The organism is Colwellia sp. MT41 (assembly GCF_001444365.1).
GTDB lineage: Bacteria > Pseudomonadota > Gammaproteobacteria > Enterobacterales > Alteromonadaceae > Colwellia > Colwellia marinimaniae.
In genome coordinates this window covers 1,876,328-1,888,908 of record NZ_CP013145.1, presented here as the reverse complement: position 1 = coordinate 1,888,908, position 12,581 = coordinate 1,876,328, and the positions used below count along the sequence as shown (strand labels likewise).

Below are 12,581 nucleotides of genomic sequence, written 5' to 3'. Positions count from 1 at the left end.
TGGGGTTTAAATACTGGCGGGAGTTTTACTGGCTTTCGTCTTTTACGGCTGTTTTCGAGCATATATACGGGCGGGGTTCGGCTAAATGCAGGCTATTTCTTAGCTTTTCAATATTATGTACTAAGCAGTACATTTGCCATTGCGTATTCACTTTCTCTTGTCCGCGCAAGGTGAATTTATTCATGCCTTTATTCACGGTGATATTGCCAAAAACAGGCTCTATTGCACCTAATCGTTTACTGTATTGTCGTCGACAACTAGCCTGACAGAAAGGGAACCCTGATAAATCGAGATGATTATCGATAATATGCGCAAGTGCGTGTTCGAAGGTGCCGGGAATAATTTGGGCAGAGAAATCAATGGGAATGAACTTACTTTGACAAGATAAATCGGGCTTGTAGTTCGCAATAAGGTTTTACAATGGATGAATAATATCTATTAGATCACAGACAAGATCGTGGTACAAGGTTAAAAAACAAACAAAGCGGAAATAGTAAAAGGAACAATGAATTATTGCTTGTTAGCATCTCAACTCGAGCATACTATCAACCCTATCTTGTGTTTCTTGACTGAACATTTGAAATTGATCATCAGTAAAAACACCATAACTTTTTAAGGCAACCAATTTCAATAATACGTTATTGCGAGTTGGGTTGTTGAACATCTCAGCAATTTTTACATCTTCATCTTGAATTAATCCATATAGCTCTAAGTATGACGTATGCTCTGAACCAGCTCTATTTTTAGCTAGCTCATCAACTTTAACAAATATTAGTTCACAAGCTTTTGCAGTTAAATCATTTTGAAGCTTTCGAAATAGTTTCCAATCTTTTTCAGGTATAGATGACATGCTAGATTCTCATTGAGTGCTAACCGCCGCAATAAGCGGCTAAGTAATGGTTGGCTAAAAGGTGTAGCGAAGCGGAGCCGAGCCAACTGTAAATTTTCCGTTTAAATGCCTTGTTGAACGAAGTCGCTTTGCGACAGAGTAACGTTAAAACAACCTTTCATGCAATAACAACATTGTCACTTCGATGATGCGTTATTAGAGTATACCCATGAATACATCACAAGCTCAACGCTACAATTATCTTTATGAACAACATCTTATCAACCTGTCCTTACAAGGTAAACGCCCTTCAACCATTGACGGTTATTCACGCGCAGTACGCCGTATTACGGCATTCTTTGATAAATCACCGGACGACCTTGGTATTGATGAGCTAAAACAATATTTCAATAGTTTTATCCAAAAACATTCATGGAGTACCGTAAAAATTGACCGTAACGCTTTACAATTCTTTTATCGTTAGACCCTCAATAAACAATGGCAGTGGCTTGCTATCCCGTCAAGCAGCTACGTTATCAACGTGTTTTTTATGACGCTGTATTCTATGGGGTTACGATTAAGTGAAGGACTTAATTTAACCGTACACGATATTGATAGTTCAACAATGCAGGTGCATATTCGAGATGGTAAAGGCGGAAAGACCGGCTAGTGCCTTTGCCCGTGCTGCCAACATGAAATGCACTGCATTGAGGTCACACGAACGCCCTAGCCGAAAGGCAAACATAATAAGGATAATGGCAACGGTAAGTAATGAGGAATAAGGAGAAAAACAACCAATGAAACACTAAATAATGACTCGGCGAAAAAGTATACGCTTTTTCGACTTAACTTCGTACGTCTTGCGATCAGGTAATTGATAACAATCTCTTCACATAGCAACTCACTATTTACACTATAAAGCAGACTCCGGGCTTGTCCAACACCCGAATAAGGTGTCGGCTGCGCGACACCTATTCTTATTTGTTAGCCTTTTATTGCCACTGCAAAGTTTACTAAGTGGACATTGGTTAAATTTATTTGCTGTTTAGCATGCCAAAGATCGTAGTTATCTTGCATTGATAGCCAACTCTCGGGAGTTCTGCCGATTGCTTTAGATAAGCGCAATGCCATTTCAGGAGAGATGCCACTTTGACCTTTTAGAACTCGATTTAAAGTAGACGATGCAACATCTAACTGTTTAGCTAAATAACGACAGCTAAAACCAGCCGGCTCTAGATAAACGTCGTAGATAAACTCTCCAGGGTGTGGCGGATTATGCATACTCATTAGTGATAGTCCTCATAGTTGAGAATATATGCATTACCATCGATAAACTCAAAAGTAATGCGCCAGTTACCATTTACAGTAATAGACCAAATCCCATCCCGATTACCTTTTAAATGATGTAATTTAAAACTGGGCAAATTGATATCATCAATTTCTTGTGCGGTATCAATAGCGGTAAGTTGCATACGTAATTTACGTTGATGCTTTGCCTGAATACCTGAAATACTACCCGTCTGGAAGTAATTCTTAAGGCCTTTGTGTTTGAAATATTTATATCATGCAATGAGTGTAGCGTGATGCGCATCAGTTATCGATAAAAATATAACGCCTTGTTAAGAGGCAAATAATGGTTGGCTATAATTGTGAGACAAGAACAAAAAACCAACTTTTTTATGTCCGTCTTGAAAATACTTATGTGCTTTTATCCTTGCAGAAAAATGAAATGAATAATTCTGAAACACTGATAGCAGATAATTGTATTCCAACGCCAATCAATAGAGTAAGGCCTTCTAGCGGATCATACTCTAGACTAACGAACAATAATTGAATAGCAATAACGAAAACAATGGCCGCTGGAATAACTCTTAAGAATAATAACTTTTGGTTTCTATAGTTATTCTCTCGAGCCAAGTAAAATACAACTAAGTATGGGATTAGCAAAATAGTAATACCTATAATACCCAAAAGCCAATATTTAATCCCTACCAATACAAGTGATGCTACAGCTAATAATTTAACATGGCTATGTAGTTTACTCAGGAACTCTTTGTAAACGTCATCTTCGAAGTTTCTAATCGGAACGTAGCATGGATGCTACTTGTTAGACAATGCAGGACGCATATTGTCCGGATCCATTGCTCTTTATACACTGGATCCCCGATTAAAACACCACGGGGATGACGATCCTGAGCCAAGTGCATAGGCATGTAATTTAATAATATTGTGAGCTTCAAGTTTAATAATATACACTCCGTTCCCTCTAACCGCTTAACTTAAGCGGAAAAATATAGTTGGCTATAATCGCGAAGCGATGGCCAACTGTTATTTTTCCGTTTAAGCAATTTGTTAAATGGTTAATGCGCTAAAGTTTTTAATAATGATTTATAGATGTTTATATCCTCGCTACCTTCAGCTAGTTTAACTGCTTTTTCTGCGGTGCTTATTGCAAGCGAGTTTTTACCTGCTTGTGTATATGCTTTTGATAACTGACTATATATCGCAGGTGAGTACGGATAATATTCAATCGCAAGCTGTAGCCAAGGTATTAATTTTTCAATTTTATTTTGTCTATATAGTATCTCTGCTGTTTTCATAATATTATGAATAAAGTTAAAAGACTTTTCTAAAGGAATAATTTTAAAACCATAATGATCAGATAGTTGTTGATACCTATCCGATAAGGCTTGTGCAGGGTCAGGGCTGTTCCACATTTTTCTATAATCTATGTCCCAGACTTCTCTAGCGTAAATTGTTTCTAAGCCATGTTGTATACCAGGAATTGACATACCATAGTGATCTTCATCATGAATTATTTCAAATTTGTATCTGATTTTTGGATTTGCAATATTCTTTAGCTTTTTGGGGATATCTACATAGAGTGCAGCTTCTTTTAGTCCTCTTTTTATGATATCCCTGCTGCCGATACCAATATAGATACCTGCCTTAGAACGCTTTTTATCTGAAATTGCGTCAATAAGTTTCTCTCCAATGCTCTTTCCTGATTTAAGCTTTTTACCAATTTCTGCAGCCAGTACTATATAGCCACTAAATAAGTCAGGTTCAGACCAAAAAGCCTGTAAGACAGGACCGAAGGAAGGTGACATCCCTATGATGGTTCGATGGGAGTTAACCCTAAATTTTTCTTCGATTTGTGGTATAAGTTCATTTCTAAAAAATTTAAGGTACTTGCCTGTTTGTCCCAACCCGTTCCCATAAAAAAAAGGATTTCCTTTATCGTCGAACAGCTCTAATGCCATCTCGATCCGTTTACCTGTGTTATTGGGTATCCCCACGATGATGCTTTCAGGCATATAATTTCTGGCAGCTCGAATTTTAACCATTGAGCGTGTTAAGTCAAAAAGAAATTCACCATCCATAACATAAATAACAGGATAATGATGGGCTGAGTGTTTATAACTTTCGGGTAATGATATAAAAATTTGTCGGTTTTCATCTAGCTCTAAGGATTTAAGACTATATTTAACACCCGAAATAATATTTTCATATTTTTGTAGATTAACTTCTGTAGCATTTGAATTGAAAATTACAAGATAAGTTGTAATTATGAGATATCTGATACCGCGATGCATATGAATTCCATTTATGAGTGTGGGTGTCCATTTAACGCCCAAATAACAGGCTAAGTAATGGTTTGCTAAAATGTTGAGGAACAAAAACAGTCCAATTATCTGTTTTTTGTCCTTGTTTAATTTCTTATGTGCTTTTAAGTACTAAGTAAAAAACTCAACTCTGGAGATGTTTTAGTCGGGATAAATTCGGTTACAACAAACTCAGCTAATTTTTCCCGATGAAAAGGATCGTTAGCTAAAATACTTTCCAATTCTACTTTAGTCGCAACTGTTGCCAGAATGAAACCACCCGTTCTCGGCTCTTTCCTCCCAGATGCTATAAAATTACCAAGTGAGTATTGCTTATCAAGATGTATGAGATGCTCTGCTATATACTCATCTATCTCTTCAAGAGTAGACGTATAATTAAGTGAAACTATAAACATTTGACTTCCTTTTCATGATATGAGATTTGGCAGTGACTAAGCACATAACGCTGCTATTAAGCGGCAAATTGCAGTTGGCTAAAATAAGTGAGGCACGAACAAAAAGCCAACTGTAATTTGTCCGACTTGAAAACCCTTAGAGGTTTGAAAGCTCCTCTACTTATTAAATTGTCTTTCGCACGGAATGCCATCACCATCCCCGTCCATTTTTGTATTAGGGCAATAGCGGATAAAGTATTTCGCTTCTTCATATGATTTCATTTGAGAACAATGCTGTCTGCCATCGCATTTATAGGTGACTTTAGGTTTAGCTAACTCTTTAGCTAGAGCTAATGTTTTCATAGCATCACTATTTGAAAATTCAGATACAGCTTTTGTACGAGTTGATTCGACTAGAGTGCTGTCTTTAAAATAGAACTGCCAAGCTGCGGCACAAATAACTATGAGAATAAGTAAATTTTTCAAATGAACACCATCCTTGATAAAACCTCAACGCCCTAATAATGGGCAAAAAATTGTTGGCTAAAATGTTGAGGAAAGAAAATAGACAACTGTTTTTTGTCCTTATTAATTAGCTTATTACGTGCTTTTCTAACTTGAATAGTCTTCCGTAAACAAGTCCAATTGACTACAAACATATTCCATTATTTGATCATGTTTTAATTCATCAACTTTACCTGCGACTACAAAGCAATACAAATAAGCTGAAACGAAATAAAATTTGTATTGGTATTTAGATTTTTCATCACAAGACCAATCGTGTTGAACCTGTTCTTCTGTAACTTCATTCATTTCTTCAAGTAACTCTGAATTATTAGTGTTTTGCCACTTTGAATAAAAAACGGATGCTAACATATACATATGTTCAGGAGGAATAGAACCATCAGCAATTGCAATAAGTGCTTCTTCTAGAGATTCCTCAGCTTCTTTAAGCCAATTTTTCATGATTCCCCTATAGCCGAAACACTGGTACATAACAGCTTATTATGTTTTTGTAACACAGTAATTTATATAAATTGACATTTTTCTTTTGAAGCTGAAACTACTGATACTTTACTTGCTATCTTAACTTTTACGCACTCCGATAAAACACTAACTTTTTCTTTTTGAATAATAGTAATAAGGTCATTGTTTTCTGTACGTAGAGTGTACTCAAAAGCTTTGTTGCTTCCTTCAAAAATAGCCGTAAATAAACCTCCAACTATTGCTCCTGCCAATGCCCCTGCAATCATATCTTCATGATTGCCATCCAATTCATCAATAACGCCAATACTAGCACCACCAACAATGCCAGTATTAACTTCAGACGAAAGTTTAACTTCTTTCATAGATATAATGGATGCATAAAATTCTTTTTTGATCACGTTAAGTTCTGATCTATCCACACCTTGAGTTGCACAGCCATTTAGTAAGAGTAAAAATAGTAATAATTTTTTCATCAATGAGACCTTGTTAGAATGATAAGTGGTAATACAATGAAATATATAAAAAACATATACATAATGACTCCCACGAGGTGCTAGCCTCCAGATTCGTGGGTTAGTAAAACCAGAGCCATAATTAGTGTGTTAAACAACTAAAATTGGAGACTAGCATGTACAAACATAACATACTTTTCATTGGTCTAGATACCCATAAAGTATCAACAGAAGTGGCATACATAGAAGACCATTGTGGCGCAAAGCCCGTTCATTATGGCAAAATAAAAACCACCAAAGCAGCCATTACAAAATTGGCTCGGCAATATCAATCCAAATAGAGTTGGCTAGAATAAGCGACGAAGGAGTAAAAGCCAACTATATCATTGTCCTTGTTTAACAGCTTGTTATGCTTTTGGTGCTGATTTGACCAAATTTAATTTTTTAATTCCTTTCTGTAATATAAATGTAGAAATAGCAAAAAATACTAAAAATAGAAAGGCAGTTTTAAATGAAAATTGATCGGACGATATAGGGCTAATCTGGCTAGAATCAAAGCCTACTAATGCTATAACTTCAACTCCGATAATAATTGATAGAATGAAAATTAAAATTTTTATAAACACATCCATTGTAATGAACTCCATATTAAGATTTTTGACGTAAAGCATAACGAACTTGTAGAATAACTCGTTTATTATGAATTACCCCCTAAAATCGGGGTGGTAAATGCATTACCTATATCGAGTTTACCCTCTACAGTTCGATACAGGAGCACAAAATTTTAGTAGTTTTGGCGGAATTAGTTATTCTACAGCCTCAACGCCCAATTAACAGGCAAAAAATAGTTGGTTAAAATAGCGACGAAGGAGCAAAAACCAACTGTTTTTTGTCCTGATTAATTTTATTTTGCTTACACCGATAAAGTAAAAGCAAAAAAATTTACTAAAGCATGAATTGAAAAAACTATTATGTAAGCATCTTTTCTCGAAACTTTATCCCAAACTTGAAAAGCAATTGAAAACACTAAAAAAGTAAAAAATGTAACAAGTCCCCAAGCTGGTATTAATAATGAATGTAAGCTAGCCCAAAAGAAAGCGCTAACAAAACAAATGACACTAAATTTATTAGTAAATAATTTTATTACAAAAAAGCTTAATGTCATTAATAGTGTTTCTCCAAGCGGAGAGATAATAACAACACCAAGAAACCCTATCACGTTTATTTTTATATCAGGGCTTTCTGAAGGTGATACAAAATTAGAAACAATGTACGAAGCAGGTAATACCATACAAAGGGCAAGTATGAATGATTTAAGTACATACAAATATTTTGGTTGTTGTGTATTAAAAAGAAATTGCACTAATAGTCCTTTAAAAAGCTAACGCCGCATTAAGCGGATAAAAATAGTGGGTTAAAATGTGTAGCGAAGCGGAACCTAACCAACTGTTTTTGTTCCGTTTGAAGTGCTTGTTCAACAACAGGATCAAGTTGCGGCTGCGCGCAACCTATCCTTTATTTATTAGCTTTGCTTTATTCTTGGTAAGAATATACCTTTGATACAGTTAGGGTTAATTATTGCTAATTGAATGTGGTTTTCAGAATGAAATTTAGCACCTTCATATAAAGGAGCCCCCTCAATAAAAGCTGATCTTATTGAATCAAAGGGTTCACCGAGCTCCTCAGCCAGCGCACAGGCATACCTTATTACGGCACAGTCTAACTCTCTAGCTTTAAAGTCAAAGTCAGTAGAGCCAAAATGAGTGTTTTTAGGAAGTTCTTTTCCTTCAGCTTCCAAATCCTGTTTTAATTGACGATAAGCTTCCTTTAAGAAGTCATTATATTTTTGATCAAGGAGATCTAGACAATTACCAAGCTCAAGAACAGCACCTAAAACAAAAGGTTCACTTATTGAACTTGTACTACGGCTGCTGTCTTCGACAGCATACTGTTTTGCTCTTTCGAGATTATTTTCCCAAAAGTAAATGCCACTTCCAAGCCAGTCATATTTATTATTACTATGATGGAAGTTATCTTCATTATTGAGAATTTTTAGTCCGATTTTTTTATCTAGGCCGTGGAAGCCATAAACAATGGATGGTTTAGAAGAATACATTATTTAATTGTATTAGAATATTTTTTATCATGTTGAAAAAAGCGTTGATCAAAATCACCTTTTGAATCCAAAACATGAGCTTTCTTTAGTAATTGGACACGTTGAGCGTGATCTCTATTTTTTCCTGCGCTTTGAACGCGTGCTGTTAATTCTGTAATAGACATAAAATACCTCCAATATATATACTCATTATCCACGCGAGTTCTCTTCAATGCAACTTTTAAATTAAAATCACTAAAACTGATAGTGTGCACAGCAAAGCTAACGAGCTTGTAGAATAACTCGTTTATTATGAATTACCCCCTAAAATCGGGGTGGTAAATGTATTACCTATATCGAGTTAATCGTCTACAGTTCGATATAGGAGCACAAAGTTTTAGTGGTTTTTACTGAATTAGTTATTCTACAGCCTCAACGCCCACTTAAGCGGATAAAAATAGTGGGTTAAAATGTGTAGCGAAGCGGAACCTAACCAACTGTTTTTGTTCCGTTTGAATTGCTTGTTGAACGAAGCCGCTTTGCGGCAGAATACAATAAAATAATCTGTACTTACCTTAGCGGCCAATGTCGGCAGCTTTGAGGAGTATATGATGAATATTACTGAGCAAACACGTTTCAATTTATTGGCTCAATCTTACCTTAACGAACTGACCTTACAAGGAAAAAGTGATAAAACTATCGAGTGTTATAGTCGATGTCTTCGACAAACAGCGTCGTTCTTTGATCTCTGCCCGGACCAATTAACCATTGAGGATCTTAAAACTTACTTCCTGCACCTTGTTGAGCATAAGTCATGGAGTCACGTTAAGATCACCCGTTGTGCCATTCAATTTTTCTATACCCATGTGCTACAACGCCCTTGGCAGTGGGTGGATATCGTCAAACCACCCAAAGTACAAGCACTTCAAGACGTTTTATCTTTAGCTGAAGTAGCCGCCATTATTAATACCACACGCCAATTGCGCTACCAAGTGTATTACTTAGCCACCTACAGTTTAGGCTTAAGATTATCTGAAACCTTAAATTTACAGGTCGCTGATATTGACAGCCATTTGATGCAAGTTCATTTACGCTTCACTAAAAGTAAAAAAGACCGCTTTGTTCCTTTGCCACAAGCCACCTTACTGGCATTGCGGCATTACTGGAAAACACATCGCCATCCCAACTTATTATTCCCTGGTGGTAAACCGCCACATAGTCGCGAAGGTAAAACGCTGGTGATGGATAAAGGCGGCGTACAAAAAACCATTAAAATCGTGGCTAAAGCCTGTGGTATCACTAAAAATGTTCACGTTCATACCCTGCGACATTCGATTGCTACTCACATGCTTGAGCGTGGCGCGAGTTTGCGCTCAATTCAAGTATTCTTAGGTCATGCTTGTCCCAAAACAACCGCACTTTATACCCGTATGACTGAGGAGGTCGCTCACAATAGTCAATTGCTGCTGAATGATATTGTCGACTCGCTTGATATTCACTGGCAGGAGCACACTCATGATTGAACTTGCCACTATTGCCAAAGGCTATCAAGACCAATTGGTGTCTCAGTATGGTCACACAATGCAAGCAGTGCATCATCGTGCGCTCAGGCAAATAATTTCCTGCCATACACCACAAGCAGGAGCCATGTTATATCATTGTGACAATTGCGGGGCGAATAGCACATTATACCCCTCCTGTGGTCACCGACATTGCCCTGCTTGCCAGCACCAAGCCAACAGTAATTGGCTTGATTTACAACGACAAAAGTTATTGCCCGTTGATTATTATCTGGTGACCTTCACCTTACCTTATCAATTGCGCCACTTTGTTTGGACTCATCAAAAATGGGCTTATCAAGCAATGTTTGAAGCCGCGAAACACACCCTCGACGCCTTCTTTAAACGTGATAAACGTTTAGGTGACGTCAATGGCTTACTCGCGGTATTGCACACGCACTCACGACAACTGAAGTTTCATCCTCATCTCCACTTTGTTGTGCCTGCGGGAGGTGTAGATAAAAAACACAAGTGTTGGAAGAAAAAAACGGGAACGTACCTGTTTAACGCGAATAACTTAGCAAAAGTATTTCGAGGTAAATTTATCGAAAAGATGTGTAATACGCATTATTACTTACCCGCGAATACACCCACCTCTTGGGTGAGTGATTGTCAGTATGCTGGTAAAGGGGATAGTGCCTTAACCTATCTGGCCAGATACCTTTATCGTGGGGTGGTGAGCGAAAAAAATATCTTGTCACTGACAAATGGCCAAGTAACGTTTCAATACCAAGAAAGTAACACCAAGGAGTTTACAACCATAACGGAGCCAGCGACGGAATTTTTATGGCGAGTGCTGCAACATGTTTTGCCCAAAGGATTCAGGCGAGCGCGTAATTATGGTTTTTTACACGGCAATGCTAAACAAACATTACATTGGTTACAGTTAATGCTAAAAGTTGTACTGCCGCCCATCGTCATATCGGATAAAAAAGGCGTCTGCTGCCCTCACTGTAAGACGATAATGACCTTAGCTCTAATGCGAATAGGGCATCGAATTATTAGTGGCCAGTCGATTTAAAACAAGGAGGTGCTTAAGCAGAGGGAATTGTTGCGTGCTAAATATTAACTAACCGAGGGTTTTAACAACAAGAGAAAATATAGGGTGAGTGACGCTATTACCAAACTCAGTTTAGTGATAATGGCTAAGTTTGGCCTGAAGTTTACCCATAACAAAACCACCAAAACACCGCCAACCTCAATTTTATTTATTTACTTATAAAGAGTACTCATCAATATCGGGCTTGTTCAACAACAGGATCAAGTTGCGGCTGCGCGCAACCTATCCTTTATTTATTATATGGTTTTATTGAAGACTTATTAAAAAGCAAGATAACAGCTTTAAGCTTATAAAACTAAATACAATTGGAAATAGAACATCAGTAGTCAATTTAACTAAATTAGAAACTCGAACAAAGTTACTTTTGTATTTATACGTAATTTCTTGGTTCTTTCTCTTTATATCGTTCATTTCACCGCTCGTTGTACCGGCATCTTGATCATAGTATTCATGTTCGTGATCAGGAAAGCATTCATCTGCTGTTAAGCCGATTGTATCCCCTGTGGTTTTTGCAGTTTTTCGACCAATCAAAGCTGGAAGGTAATACTGAATTATTTCAATAATTGAAAAAACAATAAAACTTATTAAAAAATAGGCGGTAACAGCCAAAACAAACCAACCTGCCATAGTTTCATTATTAGATAAATCCAAACCAAGGATCGCCACTTTCTGAGGTAAGGCTTGGGTTAAGGCAATAAATAGCGAAATCCCAGACATAACTAAAACTTTAGTTTTTATTTTTTTCAAATCATCATTTAGATCGAACATTTATTTAATTAAACTCCAAAACTTGAGAACCATATAACGCCTAAATAACAGGCAAAAAATAGTTGGCTAAAATAAGCGACGAAGGAGCAAAAGCCAACTGTTTTTTGTCCTTGTTGATTTTCTTGTTAGCAGTTGTTTACACTAATGTTTCGTATTACTTACTGGAGCGTTACCAACATTTAAACGCGCCTCACAACCAAAAACAATTTCTCCGTTATTTTCTCTAACCCAAAAATCCCCAACAGCTCTTGGATCATTGGCAAATTTGGCTTTTTTACGCTTAATTAAGCGTTTGATTTCTAATTTTGCAATTTTTGGTGCTGTTTCCATAAGTGCCAGTAACTCTGATTCGAATTTTACACCATTTTCCCACGAATCCATTACAACAGCATTCCAAGCAGTTACAACTACTTTCATTGTTGCCTCAAACTCTTCTTTTTTATAACCAACAGGTAACCCTGCAATGATGCTTTTCCCAAACTCCAAGATAGTTTGAGATATTTTTTTACTCGGAATCATAATACCTACATTGATTAAACTGCTAACGCCCAATTAACGGGCTAAGTAATAGTTGGCCATAATTGTGAACGTAGTGAACGCGGCCAACTGTTGCGTGTCACGTTGAATTGCTTGTTAGTTGCAACACACTTTCAATAAGTACAACAATAACTTAAACGCACCGTAATGAAAATACCAAGCCGTGAATTTGAGCCATTACACTCACTATTTAGAGCGAATAGTTACGCTAATACACCTTTCAGAAACACACAAAAGATGGCTAACTTATTCGCAGTAAAGCACAAAACAGTGAATTGGTGAAACTGAATTATT

Annotated in this window: 15 protein-coding genes and 4 pseudogenes; 4 read left to right on the top strand and 15 right to left on the bottom strand. The window is 36.9% G+C overall.

What is annotated here, in order from left to right:
• Positions 1-25: 25 nt before the first annotated feature.
• Both CMT41_RS19710 and CMT41_RS08070 read right to left on the bottom strand, forming a co-directional pair.
• Positions 26-253 (bottom strand): annotated as a pseudogene (locus CMT41_RS19710) (transposase); the annotation flags it as partial.
• 267 nt (positions 254-520) lie between these two features.
• Complete coding sequence (locus CMT41_RS08070; protein WP_057180827.1) at positions 521-850, bottom strand: hypothetical protein; 330 nt, start codon at positions 848-850, stop codon at positions 521-523.
• 208 nt (positions 851-1,058) lie between these two features.
• Between CMT41_RS08070 and CMT41_RS19895 the strand changes: the two are divergent.
• Positions 1,059-1,510: pseudogene (locus tag CMT41_RS19895) on the top strand (site-specific integrase); the annotation flags it as partial.
• A 303-nt stretch (positions 1,511-1,813) separates the two neighbouring features.
• On the opposite strand, the gene CMT41_RS08060 reads toward CMT41_RS19895, so the two are convergent.
• From CMT41_RS08060 to CMT41_RS08030, 7 genes and pseudogenes are all read right to left on the bottom strand, one after another.
• The gene (locus tag CMT41_RS08060; protein ID WP_058026970.1) at positions 1,814-2,116 is read right to left on the bottom strand and encodes a HigA family addiction module antitoxin; all 303 of its coding nucleotides are present in this window, start codon (positions 2,114-2,116) and stop codon (positions 1,814-1,816) included.
• Positions 2,116-2,388, bottom strand: a pseudogene (locus CMT41_RS08055) (type II toxin-antitoxin system RelE/ParE family toxin); the annotation flags it as partial. The pseudogene CMT41_RS08055 and the gene CMT41_RS08060, both read right to left, overlap by 1 nt.
• 801 nt (positions 2,389-3,189) lie before the next feature.
• On the bottom strand, positions 3,190-4,425 hold the full coding sequence (locus tag CMT41_RS08050; protein WP_058026968.1) for an alpha/beta hydrolase-fold protein: 1,236 nt from the start codon (positions 4,423-4,425) through the stop codon (positions 3,190-3,192).
• A gap of 134 nt (positions 4,426-4,559) precedes the next feature.
• Positions 4,560-4,850 carry a YciI family protein gene (locus tag CMT41_RS08045; RefSeq protein WP_057180822.1) on the bottom strand — a complete coding sequence of 97 codons (291 nt, stop codon included), beginning with the start codon at positions 4,848-4,850 and terminating at the stop codon, positions 4,560-4,562.
• A 156-nt stretch (positions 4,851-5,006) separates the two neighbouring features.
• Positions 5,007-5,315 (bottom strand): excalibur calcium-binding domain-containing protein, encoded by a 309-nt coding sequence (locus tag CMT41_RS19890; RefSeq protein WP_058026967.1) that lies wholly within the window; start codon positions 5,313-5,315, stop codon positions 5,007-5,009.
• A gap of 126 nt (positions 5,316-5,441) precedes the next feature.
• On the bottom strand, positions 5,442-5,795 hold the full coding sequence (locus CMT41_RS08035) for a hypothetical protein (protein WP_058026966.1): 354 nt from the start codon (positions 5,793-5,795) through the stop codon (positions 5,442-5,444).
• Positions 5,796-5,857: 62 nt separating this feature from the next.
• Positions 5,858-6,289, bottom strand: coding sequence for a hypothetical protein (locus CMT41_RS08030; protein WP_058026965.1), 432 nt, complete (start codon positions 6,287-6,289; stop codon positions 5,858-5,860).
• Positions 6,290-6,444: 155 nt separating this feature from the next.
• Between CMT41_RS08030 and CMT41_RS19065 the strand changes: the two are divergent.
• Positions 6,445-6,606 (top strand): annotated as a pseudogene (locus CMT41_RS19065) (IS110 family transposase); the annotation flags it as partial.
• Between the two features lie 69 nt (positions 6,607-6,675).
• Here the strand turns inward: CMT41_RS19065 and CMT41_RS08025 are convergent.
• The 4 genes from CMT41_RS08025 to CMT41_RS19060 form a co-directional block, all read right to left on the bottom strand.
• Positions 6,676-6,900 carry a hypothetical protein gene (locus CMT41_RS08025; protein ID WP_058026964.1) on the bottom strand — a complete coding sequence of 75 codons (225 nt, stop codon included), beginning with the start codon at positions 6,898-6,900 and terminating at the stop codon, positions 6,676-6,678.
• Positions 6,901-7,181: 281 nt separating this feature from the next.
• Positions 7,182-7,631, bottom strand: a complete 450-nt coding sequence (locus CMT41_RS08020) for a hypothetical protein (protein WP_057180810.1) — start codon at positions 7,629-7,631, stop codon at positions 7,182-7,184.
• 159 nt (positions 7,632-7,790) lie between these two features.
• Positions 7,791-8,384 (bottom strand): hypothetical protein, encoded by a 594-nt coding sequence (locus CMT41_RS08015; RefSeq protein ID WP_058026963.1) that lies wholly within the window; start codon positions 8,382-8,384, stop codon positions 7,791-7,793.
• Positions 8,384-8,548: a hypothetical protein gene (locus CMT41_RS19060; protein ID WP_157466311.1), complete on the bottom strand. Its 165-nt coding sequence runs from the start codon at positions 8,546-8,548 to the stop codon at positions 8,384-8,386. The genes CMT41_RS08015 and CMT41_RS19060 overlap by 1 nt, the downstream gene beginning before the upstream one ends.
• A gap of 423 nt (positions 8,549-8,971) precedes the next feature.
• Between CMT41_RS19060 and CMT41_RS08010 the strand changes: the two genes are divergently transcribed.
• Positions 8,972-9,886, top strand: a complete 915-nt coding sequence (locus CMT41_RS08010) for a tyrosine-type recombinase/integrase (RefSeq protein WP_232300037.1) — start codon at positions 8,972-8,974, stop codon at positions 9,884-9,886.
• A complete protein-coding gene (locus CMT41_RS08005) occupies positions 9,879-10,943 on the top strand; it encodes an IS91 family transposase (RefSeq protein ID WP_058026962.1) in 1,065 nt (354 codons plus the stop codon). Before CMT41_RS08010 ends, CMT41_RS08005 begins: the two co-directional genes overlap by 8 nt.
• A gap of 285 nt (positions 10,944-11,228) precedes the next feature.
• Here the strand turns inward: CMT41_RS08005 and CMT41_RS08000 are convergent, their stop codons facing one another.
• Positions 11,229-11,750 carry a hypothetical protein gene (locus tag CMT41_RS08000; RefSeq protein WP_058026961.1) on the bottom strand — a complete coding sequence of 174 codons (522 nt, stop codon included), beginning with the start codon at positions 11,748-11,750 and terminating at the stop codon, positions 11,229-11,231.
• A 141-nt stretch (positions 11,751-11,891) separates the two neighbouring features.
• Positions 11,892-12,269, bottom strand: coding sequence for a hypothetical protein (locus CMT41_RS07995; RefSeq protein ID WP_058026960.1), 378 nt, complete (start codon positions 12,267-12,269; stop codon positions 11,892-11,894).
• Between the last annotated feature and the right edge of the window lie 312 nt (positions 12,270-12,581).

What these genes read in the sequence shown, in the direction of transcription:
- CMT41_RS08005 (WP_058026962.1), top strand. Translation starts at nt 9,879, where the DNA reads ATGATTGAACTTGCCACTATTGCCAAAGGCTATCAAGACCAATTGGTG.
- CMT41_RS08035 (WP_058026966.1), bottom strand. Translation starts at nt 5,795, where the DNA reads ATGAAAAATTGGCTTAAAGAAGCTGAGGAATCTCTAGAAGAAGCACTT.
- CMT41_RS08070 (WP_057180827.1), bottom strand. Translation starts at nt 850, where the DNA reads ATGTCATCTATACCTGAAAAAGATTGGAAACTATTTCGAAAGCTTCAA.
- CMT41_RS08060 (WP_058026970.1), bottom strand. Translation starts at nt 2,116, where the DNA reads ATGAGTATGCATAATCCGCCACACCCTGGAGAGTTTATCTACGACGTT.
- CMT41_RS08045 (WP_057180822.1), bottom strand. Translation starts at nt 4,850, where the DNA reads ATGTTTATAGTTTCACTTAATTATACGTCTACTCTTGAAGAGATAGAT.
- CMT41_RS07995 (WP_058026960.1), bottom strand. Translation starts at nt 12,269, where the DNA reads ATGATTCCGAGTAAAAAAATATCTCAAACTATCTTGGAGTTTGGGAAA.
- CMT41_RS08010 (WP_232300037.1), top strand. Translation starts at nt 8,972, where the DNA reads ATGATGAATATTACTGAGCAAACACGTTTCAATTTATTGGCTCAATCT.
- CMT41_RS08025 (WP_058026964.1), bottom strand. Translation starts at nt 6,900, where the DNA reads ATGGATGTGTTTATAAAAATTTTAATTTTCATTCTATCAATTATTATC.
- CMT41_RS08030 (WP_058026965.1), bottom strand. Translation starts at nt 6,289, where the DNA reads ATGAAAAAATTATTACTATTTTTACTCTTACTAAATGGCTGTGCAACT.
- CMT41_RS08050 (WP_058026968.1), bottom strand. Translation starts at nt 4,425, where the DNA reads ATGCATCGCGGTATCAGATATCTCATAATTACAACTTATCTTGTAATT.
- CMT41_RS08015 (WP_058026963.1), bottom strand. Translation starts at nt 8,384, where the DNA reads ATGTATTCTTCTAAACCATCCATTGTTTATGGCTTCCACGGCCTAGAT.
- CMT41_RS19060 (WP_157466311.1), bottom strand. Translation starts at nt 8,548, where the DNA reads ATGTCTATTACAGAATTAACAGCACGCGTTCAAAGCGCAGGAAAAAAT.
- CMT41_RS08000 (WP_058026961.1), bottom strand. Translation starts at nt 11,750, where the DNA reads ATGTTCGATCTAAATGATGATTTGAAAAAAATAAAAACTAAAGTTTTA.